Source organism: Streptomyces sp. NPDC042259 (genome assembly GCF_055582085.1).
Map to the genome: position 1 here is coordinate 549,216 of NZ_JBVJDW010000002.1, position 17,294 is coordinate 566,509.

General features: G+C 73.0%; 18 protein-coding genes. 10 read left to right on the top strand and 8 right to left on the bottom strand.

What is annotated here, in order from left to right; translation table 11 throughout:
- Positions 1-110: 110 nt before the first annotated feature.
- The gene (locus ACZ6MA_RS07060; RefSeq protein WP_469432269.1) at positions 111-2,084 is read right to left on the bottom strand and encodes a glycosyltransferase family 2 protein; all 1,974 of its coding nucleotides are present in this window, start codon (positions 2,082-2,084) and stop codon (positions 111-113) included.
- A gap of 400 nt (positions 2,085-2,484) precedes the next feature.
- On the opposite strand from ACZ6MA_RS07060, the gene ACZ6MA_RS07065 reads away from it, so the two are divergent.
- The 7 genes from ACZ6MA_RS07065 to ACZ6MA_RS07095 all read left to right on the top strand — a co-directional run bounded on the left by ACZ6MA_RS07065 (position 2,485) and on the right by ACZ6MA_RS07095 (position 5,845).
- The gene (locus ACZ6MA_RS07065) at positions 2,485-2,940 is read left to right on the top strand and encodes a pyridoxamine 5'-phosphate oxidase family protein (protein WP_469431716.1); all 456 of its coding nucleotides are present in this window, start codon (positions 2,485-2,487) and stop codon (positions 2,938-2,940) included.
- A 104-nt stretch (positions 2,941-3,044) separates the two neighbouring features.
- Entirely contained in the window at positions 3,045-3,236 is a 192-nt protein-coding gene (locus ACZ6MA_RS07070; protein WP_469431718.1) for a hypothetical protein, read from the top strand.
- Positions 3,233-3,586, top strand: a complete 354-nt coding sequence (locus tag ACZ6MA_RS07075) for an ArsR/SmtB family transcription factor (RefSeq protein ID WP_469431719.1) — start codon at positions 3,233-3,235, stop codon at positions 3,584-3,586. The genes ACZ6MA_RS07070 and ACZ6MA_RS07075 overlap by 4 nt, the downstream gene beginning before the upstream one ends.
- A gap of 64 nt (positions 3,587-3,650) precedes the next feature.
- Positions 3,651-3,824 carry a DUF6126 family protein gene (locus tag ACZ6MA_RS07080; RefSeq protein WP_469431721.1) on the top strand — a complete coding sequence of 58 codons (174 nt, stop codon included), beginning with the start codon at positions 3,651-3,653 and terminating at the stop codon, positions 3,822-3,824.
- A 58-nt stretch (positions 3,825-3,882) separates the two neighbouring features.
- The gene (locus ACZ6MA_RS07085) at positions 3,883-4,344 is read left to right on the top strand and encodes a nucleoside deaminase (RefSeq protein ID WP_469431722.1); all 462 of its coding nucleotides are present in this window, start codon (positions 3,883-3,885) and stop codon (positions 4,342-4,344) included.
- Positions 4,345-4,379: 35 nt separating this feature from the next.
- Positions 4,380-4,844 carry a DUF6233 domain-containing protein gene (locus ACZ6MA_RS07090; protein ID WP_469431723.1) on the top strand — a complete coding sequence of 155 codons (465 nt, stop codon included), beginning with the start codon at positions 4,380-4,382 and terminating at the stop codon, positions 4,842-4,844.
- 107 nt (positions 4,845-4,951) lie between these two features.
- Positions 4,952-5,845 (top strand): hypothetical protein, encoded by an 894-nt coding sequence (locus ACZ6MA_RS07095; RefSeq protein ID WP_469431725.1) that lies wholly within the window; start codon positions 4,952-4,954, stop codon positions 5,843-5,845.
- Between the two features lie 115 nt (positions 5,846-5,960).
- On the opposite strand, the gene ACZ6MA_RS07100 is transcribed toward ACZ6MA_RS07095, so the two are convergent.
- From ACZ6MA_RS07100 to ACZ6MA_RS07110, 3 genes are all read right to left on the bottom strand, one after another.
- A complete protein-coding gene (locus ACZ6MA_RS07100) occupies positions 5,961-6,179 on the bottom strand; it encodes a DUF5302 domain-containing protein (protein ID WP_469431726.1) in 219 nt (72 codons plus the stop codon).
- Between the two features lie 146 nt (positions 6,180-6,325).
- On the bottom strand, positions 6,326-6,922 hold the full coding sequence (locus ACZ6MA_RS07105) for a hypothetical protein (RefSeq protein ID WP_469431727.1): 597 nt from the start codon (positions 6,920-6,922) through the stop codon (positions 6,326-6,328).
- Between the two features lie 404 nt (positions 6,923-7,326).
- Positions 7,327-8,754, bottom strand: a complete 1,428-nt coding sequence (locus ACZ6MA_RS07110) for a HEAT repeat domain-containing protein (RefSeq protein ID WP_469431729.1) — start codon at positions 8,752-8,754, stop codon at positions 7,327-7,329.
- Between the two features lie 340 nt (positions 8,755-9,094).
- Between ACZ6MA_RS07110 and ACZ6MA_RS07115 the strand changes: the two genes are divergently transcribed.
- Entirely contained in the window at positions 9,095-10,567 is a 1,473-nt protein-coding gene (locus tag ACZ6MA_RS07115; protein WP_469431730.1) for a PP2C family protein-serine/threonine phosphatase, read from the top strand.
- 112 nt (positions 10,568-10,679) lie between these two features.
- On the opposite strand, the gene ACZ6MA_RS07120 is transcribed toward ACZ6MA_RS07115, so the two are convergent.
- On the bottom strand, positions 10,680-12,179 hold the full coding sequence (locus ACZ6MA_RS07120) for a DNA-binding protein NsdB (protein ID WP_469431732.1): 1,500 nt from the start codon (positions 12,177-12,179) through the stop codon (positions 10,680-10,682).
- Positions 12,180-12,413: 234 nt separating this feature from the next.
- Between ACZ6MA_RS07120 and ACZ6MA_RS07125 the strand changes: the two genes are divergently transcribed.
- Together ACZ6MA_RS07125 and ACZ6MA_RS07130 are read left to right on the top strand one after the other, a co-directional pair.
- Positions 12,414-13,523, top strand: a complete 1,110-nt coding sequence (locus tag ACZ6MA_RS07125) for an aminoglycoside phosphotransferase family protein (protein ID WP_469431733.1) — start codon at positions 12,414-12,416, stop codon at positions 13,521-13,523.
- A gap of 283 nt (positions 13,524-13,806) precedes the next feature.
- Positions 13,807-15,813: an N-acetylmuramoyl-L-alanine amidase gene (locus ACZ6MA_RS07130; RefSeq protein WP_469431734.1), complete on the top strand. Its 2,007-nt coding sequence runs from the start codon at positions 13,807-13,809 to the stop codon at positions 15,811-15,813.
- Between the two features lie 72 nt (positions 15,814-15,885).
- On the opposite strand, the gene ACZ6MA_RS07135 is transcribed toward ACZ6MA_RS07130, so the two are convergent.
- The 3 genes from ACZ6MA_RS07135 to ACZ6MA_RS07145 all read right to left on the bottom strand — a co-directional run bounded on the left by ACZ6MA_RS07135 (position 15,886) and on the right by ACZ6MA_RS07145 (position 17,282).
- Entirely contained in the window at positions 15,886-16,386 is a 501-nt protein-coding gene (locus ACZ6MA_RS07135) for a hypothetical protein (protein ID WP_469431736.1), read from the bottom strand.
- Between the two features lie 65 nt (positions 16,387-16,451).
- A complete protein-coding gene (locus ACZ6MA_RS07140; protein ID WP_469431737.1) occupies positions 16,452-16,850 on the bottom strand; it encodes an ACT domain-containing protein in 399 nt (132 codons plus the stop codon).
- A 183-nt stretch (positions 16,851-17,033) separates the two neighbouring features.
- Positions 17,034-17,282, bottom strand: a complete 249-nt coding sequence (locus tag ACZ6MA_RS07145) for a DUF397 domain-containing protein (protein ID WP_469432271.1) — start codon at positions 17,280-17,282, stop codon at positions 17,034-17,036.
- Positions 17,283-17,294: the final 12 nt, after the last annotated feature.

The window sequence follows — 17,294 nt, forward strand, 5'->3', positions numbered from 1 at the left end:
ACACCACCCACCTTCCATCCGTCGTGTCGGCACTCCCGGCGCCGTCACCGCACCGGGCCTTTCGCGCCGCCCATCCGTACCGGGGGCCGCCGGCCGCGGGCGGTCTCCGTTCACACCGGGCTGCGCTGCTCCACCGGGCGGGCCGCCTCCGCCTCCCCGGCCTCCCCGGCCGCGGCTTCCGCCGGTAGCGGCTCACGGCGGGAGTGCCAGCGGTCCCGCCACAGACCCGCCTGCCAGACCCCGAGGGGCCCGAGCGCGGTCAGCATGGCCAGCGCGGCCCAGATCCGCATCGCCGTATGGGCGTGACTGAGCACCATCGACGCGGCCAGCGACAGCCCGAAGACACCGACCCACACCAGGTGGGTGCGGAAGGTCGCCAGGCAGTCGGGGCTGGCCGAGTCGCCCTTGGGGGTCACGACGAACCGCGAGCGCCGCCGCAGCAGTGCCTCGCCCAGCGCCCTCGCGTACAGCGGGGCGGAGAGGGCGGACATCACCATCCCGGCCGCGCCGGAGGACCCGGCCGGTTCGTGCGGGCTCACGTTGTGGCGCCGGTTCCACATGTACAGCCCGACCTGGAGGGCCGCCGCGTCGCTGTAGAGCATCAGCCACACCTGGGACTCCACGTTGATCCCGGCGGCGCCCAGCCCGAGGAAGAGCACGCACGACACGGCGCCCAGGAACCAGTTGAGCGCCGCCATCGGGTAGTAGGTCACCATCAGCGTGTAGTTGAGCGCCCGGCCGGGCGACAGCCGCCAGACCGCTTGGCCGTACTGCTTGAGAAGCGTCTCGAACGTTCCGCGCGACCAGCGCAGTTGCTGGGAGAAGAAGTCGGTCCAGGAGGACGGGCCCTCGCCCACGGCCAGCACGTCCGGGGTGTACACCGACCTCCAGCGGTGGCCCGTGGCCGGGTTGCGGCGACGGTGGATCTCCAGCCCCGTCGCCATGTCCTCGGTGATCGAGTCGTAGAGCCCGCCGATCTGGCGCAGCACACCGACGCGCACGCAGTTGCTCGTCCCCACGAACATCGGTGAACCGTAGGCGTTGCCCGCCCGCTGGATCAGCGCGTGGAAGAGGAACTGCTGGCTCTCAGCGGCCTTCGTCACGGCCGCCGTGTAGTTGCCGTAGACCTGGGGGCCGACGACGAACGCCACGTCCGGGTCGCGGAAGTACCCCATCATGCGCTGGAGGAAGTTCGGCAGCGGTACGTGGTCGGTGTCCACGCAGGCCATGAACTCGTAGTCGTGGCCGTGCGCGTCGAGCCAGGCGTTGTAGTTCCCGTGCTTGGTGCGGGCCCGGAAGGAGCCCGACGGCTGGTTCCACCGCGCGATCCCCTTGCGGGAGAAGTGCCGTACGCCCAGTCGCCGGCACAGTGCCTTGACCTCGGGGTCGTCACCCTCGTCCAGCAGCCATACGTCGAGCACCCCGTCGTGCTCGATCCGCACCGCCCCCTCCAGGGTGGCCTTGACCATCGCCAGTGGTTCCTTGCCGGGCACGAAGCTCGTCAGGAACGCCACCCGCGTGCCCGGCTGCGCCCGCACCGGCACCGGGTCCCGGGCGACCCAGGTCGCGTGGGCGTTGGAGAGGACGTTGACGACGCGGAAGACCTCGATGAGCCCGATCGAGATCAGCATCGCCGTGTCCGCGGCCCGCCCGATGGGGCCGACGTATTCCCGGTGCGCCCAGTGTCCGGGCCACAGCAGCCATACCAGCAGGCCCATGGAGACCAGCGGGGCCGCTCCCACGAGCAGCCCGATCCCCCATCCGCTGCCGGATTCCCGGTCCAGCAGCCGCTGGTACCGCACCCGGTAGCCACCATTCGGCGGTTCGGTCAGCTCCCCCGCCAGCCGGCTGAACCCCTCGTAGTCGTAGCCCGTCGGCCCGTTCGCCCCGTCCGGCTCCGTCACCTCGGGCCCGCCCGGGCCGCCCGGGCCGGCTCCCCCGGAGCCCGTACCGCCGGAACCGGGGGGACCAGGGCTCCCCGGTCCTCCCGGGCCCGCTCCGCCCGCGGCGCCCCCCGGCCCGGGGACACCGCCGGGCGGCCCGCCGGCCGCGCCGGCGCCGGCGGATCCACTCCCGGCGGTCATCCCGTCGGCGGGACGGCCGCCGGAGGCACCCTCACCGGACACACTCGCCACCGGGCGTCCACCGGCGGCCGTCAACCGGGCTCCACTCGCCGATACCGTCACCACACACCCCCAGTCGCGTAAGGACACGGGAACTTTGGGCACACCACACAACTCTCATAATTCATATAAACCGCTATATCGGCCCCCAAAAACTAACAAGGCGCCCCTCTGATCATCCGACAATCTGCACGCAACACACCGTCAGTCCACCCACACAGACCACACCGGACCGGGGCCGCCATCGAGCAGGCCGTGGGCAGGCCGCCGGGTAGGCCGTCGGTACTACAGCGGTCGGCCGGGGCGGCGTACGGCTCACGGCCGAGGCGCCCGGGCGCGCTCCGTCGGTAGCGTCCGGGGAATGACGAACACGCCACCGGCGCGCAGTGCCGGGCAACGGAAGTCCGACGTGCTGGAACGGCTGGAGAACGACCAGGACGCCTGGGTGTCCACGGCGGACCGCGACGGCGGCCCCCTGCTCGCCCCGCTGTCCTTCGTCTGGCACGACGGCACGCTGGTGATGTGCACCCGCGCCACCAACCGCACCGCCCGCAACCTCGCGACGAACGGGGAGGCCCGCATCGCCCTCGGCCACACCCGGGACGTGGTCCTCATCGACGCCGCCGCCGAGACCGTCGCCGGCTCGGACCTCCCGGCCCCGGCGGCCGACGCCTTCGCGGCGAAGCTGTCCTGGGACCCCCGGGGGCACGACGCCTGGGTGTACCTCCGCTTCCGGCCCCGCCGGATCCTGGCCTGGCGGGAGGAGAACGAGCTGGAGGGGCGGGAATTGATGACGGACGGGGCATGGCGGACATGACCGGCACCCCCCCGGGCGGTACCCGGCGGGGCGGGCCCTAGAATTGAAGAATTCTTCAATTCATCAGGCATCCGGGTCGCCGGACGTCCGCATGGGGGGTCGTGGTGAGCGCGTTCGGCGAAGCGATGCGGGAACGGGTGCGCGACGCGCGCGCGGCCCTGGAGGCGGCACGGGCCGACGGTGACGCCTACGCGACGGCCGTGGCCGCCGACGAGCTGGACGACGCGCTACGGCTGGCCCGCACGCACGGCGTCGACCCGGACGCGGCGGACGCGGAAGAGGGGCGGGAGCGTTGATCGGGGTACGGGTACCGCTCTACCAGGCGAAGGCGGAGTTCTTCCGGATGCTCGGGCACCCCGTGCGCATCCGGGTCCTGGAACTCCTCCAGGACGGGCCGATGCCGGTGCGGGACCTCCTCGCCGCCATCGGGATCGAGCCCTCCAGCCTCTCGCAGCAGCTGGCCGTGCTGCGCCGCTCCGGCATCGTCACCGCCACCCGCGAGGGCCCCACGGTCGTCTACGCGCTGGCGGGCGGCGACGTCGCCGAGCTGCTGGCGGCCGCCCGGCGGCTGCTGACCCAGGTCCTCACCGGTCAGGAGGAACTCCTGACGGAACTGCGCGAGGCCGAGCGGCCGGGCACCCCCTGACACCCCCTGTGCCCGGCCGCCACCCCGGCCGCGCCACCCACAGCACGACGACTGGAGAGCAGCAGTGACCCACCACCCGGCCGAGCGGGCCGCGCTCCCGCGCGACCCCGGCGCAGGCAGTGAGAAGTACAAGGAGAAGGCCGTGGCCTTCCGCGTTCTCATCTACGTCGTGGTCAGCCATGTGCTCGCGGGCTTCATCTGGTTGCTCTTCTACCTCGGCGAGCACGCGCCGAAGTAGCTCCCGCGAGCCCCCGGCCGTCGGCGTGGAAGCACCGCCGGACGGGAAGAGCCCCCTCATGAGCGATGACCGACGACTCCTCCACGTCGCCCTGGAGCAGGCCCGTGCCGGGCTCGCGGAGGGCGGCATCCCGATCGGTGCCGCCCTGTTCGGCCCCGACGGCACCCTGCTGGGCGCCGGGCGCAACCGGCGGGTGCAGGACGACGACCCGGCCACCCACGCGGAGACCGCCGCGTTCCGGGCGGCCGGGCGGCGCCCCGGCGGCTACGCCGACACCACCATGGTCACCACGCTGTCCCCGTGCTGGTACTGCGCCGGGCTGATCCGTCAGTTCGGCATCGGCCGCGTAGTCGTCGGCGAGGCCACCACCTTCCCCGGCGCCCATCAGTGGCTCTCCGACTCCGGCGTCGCCGTCACCCTCCTCGACGACGGCGAGTGCGCCGCGCTGATGAGCCGCTTCGTCCGCGACCGGCCCGAACTGTGGAACGAGGACATCGGCACCCGGCCGCCGCAGGCATGACGCATGCGGCATATTCGGCCCGCAGACCTGTCAACGTGGCAGGTCAGAACATTTCTCCGACCTTCGACGGCAGGGCCCGCCACCCCCTCGCGCTGCTACTGTCCCGCGTCATGGAGCAGCTCTTCACCCCTGACGAACGTGCCCTGATCGAGGCCGCCGCGCGCGAAGCCGGCCACTCCCCGCGCGACTGGGTGCGCGCGGTCGTGCTGCGTCACCTCGACGGCGGGGACTTCGAGGAGACCGACACCGCGCACGGCGCCCTCGCCACCCGCGCCGAGCACCACGGGACCTTCCGGCCCGGGCTCGAGGACGCCCTCTGGCTGGTCACCACGCACCGCCGGTCCGGCAGGCTCCTCCTGGAGCTGCACCACGCGGGCTGCTGGGTGCCCAAGGGCGGCGAGGACGCGATGACCACGGCGGAGGCCCGTGACCAGCTCGCGTCGGACGGCGCCCGGCCCTGCGACGCCTGCCAGCCGCAGCGGTTCCTCACCCGGTACTGAGACCGGTACCGGTTCGTCCGCTTCTTTCGTACGGCGTTGTGGCGCGAATGCACCAATTACGCTGTCCACGTCAAGATCATCAAGTGGCGTGGCGGGGGATGTGGATCATGAACATAGGGACGCGGCTCACCGGATGGGCGACACTGCTCGCCGCCTACGCGGTCGCGCTGGCCGGTGTGATCCCGTTCCGGGAGCTGCCGCCCAAGCGGCAGCAGCTGTGGCTGCTCGGCGTGGCCGCCGGCTGCGCGCTGTGCTGGATATGCGTCTCCTGGCTGGTGCGGGCCAGACGGCGGGCGGTGCTGCGCAAGCGGGCCTCCCGCAAGAGATACGCGCCCCGCTCCTCACGCCTGGTGTGCTGGGCACTGGGCTTCGGCATCGCGCTCACCAGCGGCGCCGCGCTCTGCCAGGGGGTGGGTCCGGACGGCCCGTACGGCGAGTGGCTCGCGAAGGTCGGACAGTCCGGTGGCGGCACGTACGACGTCCGCGTCCAGCGGATCGTCGACAAGCCGCGTTTCACGGGCGTGGAGATCAACGACGTCGACGAGTTCGCGTCGACCATCGAGGTCGTCATCCCCTTCGACTCCGGGGCGCGGCGGGTCACCGTCGAGAACGTGCACACCCGGGGGCTGCCGGAGGAGGGGCATACCGTGCGGTTGCGCTACGCGCCGAGCCGGCCCGGCCTCGGAGTGCGCGAGGCGCCGGACAACGACATCGGCACCTTCGTCGGCCGGCTGATCGCCCTGCCCGCCATCTGGGTGCTGACCTTCGCGGCCGGGATCGTCACCGGCATGGTGCTGCACGGCAACGAGTTCGCGGTCCGATCCGCGCGCCGGTTCCGGCCCCGCGTCCATCTGCCGGCGGCGGCCGTCCTGGCCTGCGGCGCCGGACTGATCCTGCCCCTGCTCACCGGTTTCCCCGCGACGGGCACCGGCTGGGCCCTGGCGGCGGGTGCCGCCGCCACACCGTGGCTCGCCCTCGTATGGGTGGCCCGGACGAGCTGAGGCCCGCGCGGAGGGGCCCCACCGCCGCGCAAAGGCCGGTGCCGCACCGGGAGTTGCCGGTGCGGCACCGGCCGGGGCGACCGGCCGCCAGGAGTCGGGGCGGCGTCGAGCGGGATCAGCCGCTCTTGCGGCGGAAGTTGCGCTGGCCGCCCGCCTTGCCCTGGGTGCCATGGATCTTCGAACCGTCGCGGCTCTGGCCGTTGGCCCCGCCCGCGGCCTTGCCCTGCTTGCGCTCCAGGGCCTCGCGGAACTTGCGCTTGACCGCGTCCTCGGGCTCCCCGCCGTCCTGGGCGCCGTCGGTGGTCGCGTCCTGCGGCGCGTTGTTCTCTGTCATGAAAACCTCCTGGTCAGTCATACCGGCGTGGGTCCCAGCTTGGCATACCGGCGCCACCACGATTTCCACCTCGGGGGCCGGAAGCACCCCGGGCACCGGCGCGGGACGCCCGGCGCGGGACGCCCGGCGCCCGCGCCGCCGGCCCGTCAGCGCACGATCAGATCGCCGTCGGGCAGGTCCCGCACCGTCACCGCGGCCCTCGGGACGCCGAGGCCCGCGGCGACGGCCGCCGCCAGGCCGTCGGGGTCGGGCCGCGTCGGGTAGGGAACGCTCTCGCCCTCGCCGTAACTCTCCACCGCCTTGGTGAAGTAGCCGGGGTGCCAGGCTCCGACCGCCCCCTGGACCTCGACGGCGCGGACGGCCCGGCTCCCCAACTGCCGCTTGAGTGCCGCGAGGATCTCGTCCGACCGGTACTCGCCGGGTACTTGGAACAGGCTGGCGTGGGCGCCCGCCTTGGCGCCGTCGCCCAGGCGGACCGTCACCGTCAGACAGCTGGTCACGCTGGGATAGAGGATCGTGCCGCCCCGGCCGACCTCCTTGACCTGGCCCTCGGTGATCCGGACGGTAGCCGTCCGGCTGTCCTGGGCGACCGTGCCGCCGTGCGGCGCGCTCGCTGCCACAGCCGGGAGCGCCCCGGCGCCGAACTGGAGGGACAGCACCGACAGCACCGACAGCGCCGCCGACAGGGCGACTGCCGGACGGGACGGGGGCGGGCAGGGTCGGGGGGCGCGCTGGTCGGGCACGTCGCTCCTTGATACGAGGAAGGGGCCGGCGCCCGGGCTCGCGGGGGCGTCGGGACCGCGGAGGGCGGCTTCGCGCCACCTTAGGCCTGGGGCCGGCCGGCTCTTTGACCGCGGGCCGGTTTTGCCGTCTGCGACGGCGAGCGCCCTGCGGGCGCGTCCTCAATCTCCCCCAGCTACCGCTGGAAGGTACCCCCAGGGGTTTGATGGCTGGGGCCAGCCAAAAATCAGCCCGTCCGGCGCTTGAGGACGACCGCCGCGCAGCGGTGGTGCCGACGGACTCTGACGGTTCTTCGACTACCGGCCAGTGGTGCCGCCTGCGGCGACAAGGCGCCCTGCGGGCGCGTCCTCAAGCGCCGGACGGGCTTGATGTGGCTAAGCGCCCATCACCGCGCGGCGGCGAGGCGTCACCCCGAGGGAGCGTCCGGGCCGAAGCGGCTGCGGACCGCGGTCTGGACCTCGGCCTCCTCCGCCGGATCGGCGGCGAGCCTGCGGAGCTGTTCCACGACCCGGGCGTCGGCCGTGGTGGCGTGGTGCGCGGCGAGTTCCCGGGTGCTCTCCTCGCAGTCCCACAGGCACTCGACGGCGAAGCCGGTGGCGAAGGAGGGGTCCGTCGCGGCGAGGGCACGGGCCGCCCGACCCCGCAGATGCGAGGAGGACGTCTCGCGGTAGACGTGCCGCAGGACCGGTGCGGCGCAGGTGATCGCGAGGCGCCCGGCGCCGTCGACGAGGTCCCACAGCACGGGTGCGTCGGGGCCCTGGGCCCGCACCGTCCGCCGCAGGGCGCCGAGCACGATCGCGGCATCGTACGTCGCTCCCCGGCAGGCCAGCATTCCCGCCGCGGCGGCGCCGAGGGCGTCGGCGCGGTGGATCCACACCCGGGCCCGGTCCAGGGCCGCGGTGCTGCGCATGCGTTCGAAGGCGGTGACGGCGGCCTCCGCGACGAGTTCGCGGGGGTCGTCGGCCGCGGCCTCGATGAGGTCGAGGGCCTGGGGGTCGTGGTGCTCGGCGAGATAGCGCAGCGCGGTGGCGCGGGCGGCGTCGGGGGCGGTGGCGGCGGCCTCGATGATCTCGTCCCGGTCCTCGGGCCCGGCGACCGCGGTGAGACAGCGGGTGGCGGGCACGTGGCGATGCTGGGTGGGGTGGAGGGACAGCCCCTGCTGGGCCCAGTCGAGGACCTCGCGGACACTCCAGCCCGGGCGGGGGCCCGCCGGGCGCAGCTGCCGCTGCCAGCGGTCGAAGGAGCCCTGTTCCCGGGCGGCGCGCACCCGGGCTGCGGTCACGGGGGCGTGCGGGTCCTCGGCCCACAGACGCCACGGGCGGGGCTCGAAGGCGTCCCGTACGGCGGCGGCGAGCCGGGACTCCCCTTCGGGGGTCCGGGGGAACCGGGCGACGATGATCTCGCCCAGGGCGGCCAGCCCCGTGTCGTCGTCGCGCAGGGCCAGCTCGTCGAGGGCCCAGGACCAGTTGCCGCCGGTGGTGGCGTAGCGGCGCAGCAGCAGCAGGGCGTCGTCGCGGCCGTAGGAGGCGAGGTGGCCGAGGACGGCGAGGGCGAGGCCGGTGCGCTCCTCGGCGGTGTCGAGCAGGTCGTCCGGGGCGAAGAGGTGCTGCTCGATCTCCTCGAGTCCGCCGTCGAGGTCCAGGTAGAGCCGCGCGTAGTAGAGGGAGCGGTTCTCGACCTGCCAGTCACACCGCGGATCGCGGAGCACGCAGTGGTGCAGTGCCGCGAGCGCCTCGGCCCGCGGCGCCGCGAGGGCATGCAGGGTCCCGTCGCCGCGGCCTCGCTGAAGGAGGCCGAGCAGGGTGCCGCTGGGCGCTATGTCTGGATCGAACATGGGGTCAGCATCCGGTGCGGGAGGTCGGCTGGCAACGGGATTTCCGTCGTCCGGCATTCTTGCCGGTGTCCACCTGCGCTATGCCTGGTGAACTGGAGGAACTCGCGGTCCTCCGAGCGCCCGCAGCCTACCCGGAGCAGAGCATTCCGCCGAGCCGTGCCCGAATTGCCCCCTGACGGGCACCCGAAAGCCTCTGACATATGCCTCCAGCACCACCGTATCGGGTATTGCGAAATCACTGACGGACGCTCGCTCCCTGTGCAACAGTCGTTACCGGCCCTTCCACGGATCCACCGGGTCCACCAGAGCCGGCCGCGCCGCGCATGTATCGGAGTACGTGATGCCGTCCCCCCTCTCCGCGGACCGTTCCGCCGCCGACCGAACGCCGCAGCCCGGCACCGTCGAGGCACTGATCTCGCAGACGCGGCGGCTGCGCGGCGACATCGACGCCGTGCGCCGCGAGACGGCCGGCGAGGACGCGGCGGGCGATCCCGGGCTGCGCTGGCAGCGCGCCCTGTGCGAGCTGGCCGCGCACCATCTGGACGGCCTGGGCGAGCACCTCGACCAGCTCCGCGCGGGGCTGCCCGCCGAGGTGCCGCCGGGCGCGCCCGCCCTGGGCCCGACGGACGGACCGCGGCCCGACGGGCCGCCCGGCCGCGCCGGGAGCGCCGAGTGGAATCTCCTCAACGACGAGGTCACCTGGTCCGACGAGCTGTTCGCGCTGTTCGGCCGCCGCCCCGAGGACGGGGCGCCCACCCTCGACGAGCTGCCCTCCTGGCTGCTGGAGGAGGACAGGGGTGTGCTGTCCTCCTTGGTCACCGACTGTCTGGTGGACGGCAAGGCGATCGACGGCGAGTTCCGTATCGTGCGCCCGGACGGCGCCGTGCGCACCGTGCACATGATGGGCGAGCCGGTGCTCGACGCCGACGGCACCACGGCCTCCATGTGGGCCGTGCTGCGGGACGTCAGCGAGCTGCGCCGCAGCCAGCGGGAGGTGCACGAGACCCGTGACTCACTGCGCCGGCATCAGCACCTCGCGCAAGCCGAGCGCCGGCTCGCGGTCGAGCTGCAGGAGGCCGTGCTGCCCCCGTGGCGCGGCTCCCTCCGGCTCCCACGGGACGGGCGCGACGCCCCCGCCGTCGACGACGCCGGGACGGCGGGCCTCCTCGACCTGGCCGCGCACTACCTCCCCTCCGCCAGCAGCGCCCTGATCGGCGGCGACTGGTACGACGCGATGCGGCTTCCGGACGGGCGGACCCTGCTGAGCGTCGGCGGTCTCACCGGACACGGCGTGACGGCGACCTCCGGCATGGCCATGCTGCTCGGCGCGCTGCGCGGCATGGCCGTCGTCGGGACCGAGCCCGGCCCCTTGATGGGCCTGCTCAATCGCCTGCTCGACGCGGCCGCCCAGCCCGCGCTGGGCAGCGCGGTGTGCTGCCGCTACGACCCCCGCGAGCGCACCCTCCTCTGGTCGCAGGCCGGCCACCCGGCCCCGCTGCTCTTCCGGGGCGGCCAGGGCCGTTCGCTGAGGCCCCCGGAGGGCGTACTGCTCGGGGCGGTGGCCGACGCCTCGTACGCCCAGGCCGAAGAGCGCCTGGAGCCGGGAGACGTGCTCGTCCTGCACACCGAGGGGCTCGCGCCCCGCCGCACCGGGCCCTGCCCCGACCCCGGCACCGAGCGACTGCTGGAGCTGGCGCCGCGCTTCGCGAGGGCGAGAAGCGCGCAGGACGGCGTACGGGTGGTGCTGGAGGAGTTCGGCGGCGAGGCGCGCGAGGACGACGCCTGTGTGCTCGTCGCCCGCGTCGGCAGCTGAGCACCCGGCAGCCGCTGCGCACGGATCGAGGACACACGGATCGAAGACACCGGGCCCCCTTCTTCGCCGAGCCCCGTGGGGGCTTGTGGCACCGGGCTCGCACCACAGCCGGTCACACGTTCGCGCTCCTGCCTTTGCCCGTGCCCTTCCCGGGGCCCTTCGGCAACGCCCGCTGGATCTCCTGGCGCAGATCCTCGATCCGGGCGAAGCCCGCGTACTTCCCCGTGAGCCGGTACATCTCCCGCAGCCGGTCCCAGGTGCGGTGCGAGGAGGTGTCGCCGATGGAGGCCAGGGCAAGCCGCGCGTAGGTATCGGCCTGCTCGGGGTCGTTGCCGATGAGACAGGCGGAGGCCATGGAGATGTAGTCGAAGATCTTCGAACGCAGGGTGTCGTTCCCCCGCAGCGCCAGTGCCTGTTTGGCGTGCCGCTGGGCGATGACCGCGGCCCCCGGTTCGTGGTCCGCGAGCGTCCGGTAGGCCAGGGCCTGCATCCCGTGGAGTTCCATTTCGTGGAACGACTGCATCCAGCTCGGCGGGGGCACATCGCCCTTGTCCGACGCGAACAGCTCTTCGGCCTGGCCCAGGGTCCGTCGCATGGCCTGGCCGCGCCCCATCGACGCCTGCGCCCAGGCCTCGATCGTGTACAGCATGGCCCGGGTGCGCGGCAGGGTCTCGCTGCCGGAGCCGGACTTGGCGAGCTTCATCAGGTCCAGGGCGTCGTCCGGGCGGCCGAGGTGGACCATCTGCCGGGCGGCGCGGGAGAGCGCCTCCCCCGCGCGCGGCCGGTCGCCGCCCTCGCGGGCCGCGTGCGCGGCGATGACGAAGTACTTCTGCGCGGTGGGCTCCAGGCCCACGTCGTGGGACATCCAGCCCGCCAGCACCGCGAGATTCGCGGCGACCCCCCACAGCCTGCGCTGGAGGTGGTCGGGGTGGCGGTAGGAGAGCATGCCGCCCACCTCGTTGAGCTGGCCGACCACCGCCTTGCGCTGCAGCCCGCCGCCGCGGGCCGCGTCCCAGGCGCGGAAGACGTCGACCGAGCGTTCCAAGGCGTCGATCTCGGTGGAGCCCACGGGTGCCGCCTCGTAGCGGTCGGAACTCGCGGCCTCGGTGTGCGGGACGTCCCGGCGCAGCGGGTCGTCGAGCCGGGGGGCGTCGGAGGTCAGGAGGGGGTCGGCGTGCAGCCAGTCGTGCATGGCGCTGCTGAGTGCTGAGCCTGCGGAGAGCGCGGCACACGCGCCCACCAAGCCGCGTCGGTTGAGCATGAGGTCCATTCCCGTGAATTCGGTGAGGACCGCGGCGGTCCGCTCGGGCGCCCAGGGCAGTCCGTCGACGGACTGTCCCTTGGTCGTGCGCCCTCGCCGGCCGAACCCGAGGTCCTCAATGGTCACGACACGACCGAGACGCTCGGTGAACAGGGCGGCCAGCACCTTGGGCACGGGATCGCGCGGGGACTCCCCCATGTCGATCCAGCGCCTGACCCGCGAGGTGTCGGTCGCCAGCTGCGGATGTCCCATGACAGCCGCCTGCCGGTTCACGAGTCTCGCCAGCTCGCCCTTGGTCCATCCGGCGAGGCCGAACAGATCCGCCAGGCGGGTGTTGGGTTCCCTTGTCACGTCAAGCCCCCAGGTTCCTCGGCTGACTTGAAGGTATCGGCCCGTCATGGGCCAAGCGAGTATTCGCCAGGCTTCGCCAGGGTGCGCCAGATGGTGTGCCACCGACGGTCGGGTGTGATGTAGGAACGCGCAACCCCGGCCCCCGGCGTCCGGAGGGCATTCCCCAGGGTGCACCGGCCCCGGGAGCCGGGATGCGCGGCAACTCGTCGGCACACGAAGGGATCTGTTCCGCCCATGTATGCAGCATCGACCTCCGTGTCCGCGCCGCCCCGGCCGATCCGACCGCAGCAGAGCGGCGGGGGACCGTACCTCGACCCCTCCCACGCCGCGGGGGCCGCGTTCGGGGCGGGCCGGGCCCGGCGGGCCCCGGGGATCGGCGCCCAACCGCTCAGCGGAAGGATCGACCTGTCCGGCCCGCAGGGCACGCAGCTGCGCACGGCCATCGCGTCGGTGCACCGCGTCTGCCCGGAGTTCAACCCCGTCCAGGTACTGCGCCGCAGCGCACGCTCCGTCCTCCTGGTCGGTACGACGGGGCGCTCGACGGCCGTGGCCAAGTGCTTAACCGATCACTCCCCGGCCTGGGCCGAACGATTCCGGCATGAAATAGCCACATATCGCGCCTTCGTGCGCCATCGCCCGCCCGTGCGGGTACCCCGGCTCATCGCAGCCGATCCGGACAACTGCACCCTCCTCATCGAGAGGATGCCCGGCCGCCCGGCCGCCACCCAGCGGCATCCGGTGGCCTCCCCGCCCCGCGCCGATGTGCGGGCGGCGCTCGGCACGATCTGCCGGGTCAATCTCTGGCGGCCGCCGGCCGGCATGTTCGACATGCCGCTGGACTACGGCAAGCGCATCGCCCGGTTCCACGAACTCGGCCTGCTCACCGACCGTGACCTGGGTGATCTCCAGAAGCTGTTGCACGGACTGGCCCATGTGCAGGGGCAGTTCTGTCACGGCGACGCCCTCCTCTCGAACGTGCTGCTCTCGCCCGCCGGGCCGGTGCTGGTCGACTGGGACCAGGCCGGCTGGTACCTCCCGGGGTACGACCTGGCCACGCTGTGGACCGTCCTCGGCGACGCCCCGGTGGCGCGGCGTCAGATCAGCCAGCACGCCCAGGCCGCGGGGCCCGCTTCCCGTGACGCCTTTCTGGTGAATCTGATGCTCGTGCTGACCCGCGAGATCCGGACGTACGAAACCGCCGTGCAGCGCTCCATGCAGGACCCCACGCCGTCGGGGCCGGGCATGGCCGATGCCGGAGAGGAGCAGCGGCTGCTGCTGCGCCGGCTGCACGACGACTGCGCGCTGGCCCGGCGGGCCGTCCGGGCCGCGGTGGGTACCCGCTGAACCCGGCGGGGCCCGCCGCGCCCGGCGCGCGGCGGGCCGCCCTTCTCCGTACGTTCACCGCTTTGGAGCAGCGCCGCCTCGCGGGACCGGAACGCCCATGCCGGGAGAACGCCCCGGCACGGGCGTTTCGCGTGTCCGACACCGACTCCGCACGATGATTGACGGATCGTCTGATTGCGGTTACCTCTAGAAAGTCCGGTCCCGCACGCCTGGTCGCGCCCCTACCATCCCAGCGCATGGCACGGCCCGCTCCAAGGAGGCTGCATTGCGAGGATCCGCCGTCATGTCATCGAGCACCCCACCGGCCCGCCGCCCCAGACGTCCGCGCGGACGTCCCCTTCGATCCTGCCGTACCCTGCGGGCGGCCGGCGCCGTCGCGTCGGCCGCTTTGTTGTTGCCCGTGCTCGCGGCCGTGCCGACCGCGACCGCCGGGCAGCCGGCGTCCGGCGCGCTGCAGCGCGCGTTCGCCGAAGCCTCGGCGAAGTACCACGTCCCGCAGCGTGTGCTGCTCGGGGTCTCCTATCTGGAGTCGCGCTGGGACGCGCACGGCGGCGCCCCGAGCGTGACCGGTGGCTACGGCCCGATGCATCTCACCGACGCGGCCGCCGCCCTGGCCGGGGCCCCGCACCACAGCGAGGCGAGGGAGGACGCCCGGGGTGACGCGGCCCGGCCCCGCCGCGCCCCCCGTGCGGCCGTGCGGACGATCCCGGCGGGCCCCCTCCCGGCCCGGTTGCGCACCCTGGAGCGCGCCGCCACGCTGACGGGGCTGTCCGGCAAGGCGCTGCGCCAGGAGACCTCGGCCAACGTCCTGGGGGGTGCGGCGCTGCTGGCCGCCGCGCAGAAGCGGCTGGGGTTGCCGCCGAGCGCGGATCCCGCCGACTGGTACGGCGCGGTGGCGAGCTACTCGGGCGCCGCGGACGCGGCGACCGCGGCCACCTTCGCGAACGACGTCATGGACGTCATCCGCACCGGTGAGCGGCGCACCACCGATGCCGGCCAGCAGGTCGCACTGCCCGCGACGCCGGGGCTCGCGCCCCGGCGGGAGCAGGTGCGCGGGCTGCGGCTGGCGAAGGCCCCGGACGCGGGGGTCGAGTGCCCGCCCACCGTGGCCTGTGAGTCGATTCCCGCGCCCTACCAGAAGCTCGAGGGCGAGGACTACGGCAATCACGATCTGGCCGACCGGCCGACGTCGCAGAAGCCCGATTTCATCGTCGTCCATGACACCGAGGGCTCGTGGGAGACCACGATCAAGCTGGTGAAGGATCCGACGTACGTCTCCTGGAACTACACCGTGCGCTCCTCGGACGGTCATATCGCCCAGCACGTGCCGACGAAGGACGTCGCCTGGCACGCGGGCAATTGGTATGTGAACGCCAAGTCGGTCGGCATCGAGCACGAGGGTTTCCTCGCCCAGCCCGACGCCTGGTACACGGAGGCGATGTACCGCACGTCCGCCCGGCTGGTGCGGTATCTGGCGCAGAAACTGAAGATCCCGTTGGACCGGCAGCACATCCTGGGACACGACAACGTCCCGGGGACCACCGCCGCGACGATCAGGGGCATGCACACCGATCCCGGCCCGTACTGGGACTGGGCCCACTACTTCGCGCTGATGGGCAAGTTCTTCCAGCCCACGGGCGGCCCGTTCGCCGGCATGGTCACCATCGCGCCGCACTACCACGAGCATCAGCCCGACTACACCGGCTGCGTCAAGCCCGGTCAGGCATGCGTCCGGCACGGTTCGGGCGCGGTCCGGCTGCACACCGGGCCGGCCCCGGACGCCCCGCTGGTGAAGGACATCGGTCTGCGCCCCGACGGAAGTGACTCGACGATCGACGTCAACGACACGGGTGCCCGTGCCTCCACCGGCCAGCAGTTCGCCGTCGCCGGTCAGCGGGGTGAGTGGACCGCCGTCTGGTACCTGGGACAGAAGGCGTGGTTCTACAACCCGTGGGACAAACCGACGGCGATGGACGCCTACGGCAGCGTGGTCACGCCCAAGCAGGGCAGGACGGACGTCCCGGTCTACGGCCGCGCGTACCCGGAGAAGGAGGCCTACCCGGCGGAGGTGCCGGTGCAGGCCGTCTCGCCCCTGCCGTACAAGCTGCTCGCCGGCCAGGCCTACGCGCTCGGCCAGCGGTCACCGAGCGAGTATCTGTGGGCGACGGCCTTCGACGAGAAGGCCCACAAGGTGATCCGCGGCAAGGACGTCTATTACGAGATCCAGTTCGGACACCGGGTGGCCTTCGTCAAGGCCTCGGATGTGGAGGTGCGGCCCTCCAACCGATGAGGCGTGCCCCTGGGGGGCGTCCGCGGTCGCCGGGCGGGCTCGCGTCGAGCCCCGTCCGGCGCGCAGGGGGCGTCAGCCCTGCTGGAACATCTCCGCGGGGAGCGGCTTGAGGAGCTGGTACAGCTCGTCGGTGATGGGGCGGTCCCAGCTCGCGATGGTGACGAGCACGCCGTCACTCCGGTCGAACTGGGTGCAGGAGATACGGCCCTCGGAACACTTCACGCGCCGCACGATGAGGAGGTTGTCCTCGTGCATGACGGGGATGTCCTCGGTGCCCACCACGTGCACGGGCTCGTCGTTGCCCAGCGCCGCGAGGAGCTGCGCGACCTCGAACGGCACCTGGTCCTCGCCCAGCTCGCGCGCCGGGGAGCCCTCCGGCAGATTGCCGATGATCATCGCCGGGCCGCGCCCGCCGAACAGGTCGTAGCGGAGGAAGACGCCCTGGCAGGTGCCGTCGGGCGCGGGCAGCAGCCCGGCCCCGAGGTCGCCGGGCCAGTCCCCCGGGTCCATGGCGAGGACGTCGAAGTCCGGCCCGGTGGGCGTGGCTGCGCTGCGGCGGCGGAGGAACGACATGCCCACATCGTACGTGCCCGCGGCCGGGCCGCCGTCCCGGGGAACCCGGCGTGGCCCGCTGCCGCTCAGGCGGCGCCGGCGGCGAGGGCCTCAAGCAGCTCCACGGCCTCAGCGGCCCGCTCGTGGGGGACGAAGAGATGATCGTGGTGGCAGCCCGCGACGACGTTGCAGCTCAGCCCGGCCTGGGCCAGTGCCTGGGCGACGGCGGCGGTCAGACCGACGGCCTCTAGGGCCGAATGGACCCGCAGGGTGATCCAGCCGGCGACGTAGGCGTACGCCAGTCCGGCGGTGTCGGCTTCCTCCTTACGGAGCACGAGGGTGAGCCCCTCGTCCTCGGCCACGGTCACCACCGGATTGACGCCGGCCGGTGCCGGGCCGGTCACGACGGTGAAGACATAGCGCCCGGGGTTGAGCCGTGGCCGCATGCCGCTGAGCAGTTTCGTCAGATCGCTTTCTCCCGCCATGGGGTCACCCTAGTGGTGCCGCCTGCGGCGGCATGGCGCCCTGCGGGCGCGTCCTCAAACGCCGGACGGGCTGGTTGTGGCTGGGCTCAGCCACAACCAGCCCGCTGGGGGCACCTCCCAGCGGTAGCTGGGGGAGATTGAGGACAACCGCCGCGCAGCGGTGGTGCGGGGGACACGACCGGCCTACGTCAGGTCGAACTCGCCCTTGCGCGCGCCCACGACGAAGGCGCGCCATTCCTCGGGGGTGAAGACCAGCGAGGGGCCTTTGGGGTCCCGGCCGTCGCGCATGGCGATGTAGCCCTCGACGAAGGCGACCTGGACGTCGCCCGTCCCCTCGCTGCTCGACTGCCACGTGGCCTTGCCGAGGTCCAGGTCCGGCTGTCCGCCAACCGTCCGCCGTCCCGGCCGTTGTTCCCTCAGGTGACCCGTCATGCCGTCCGCCAC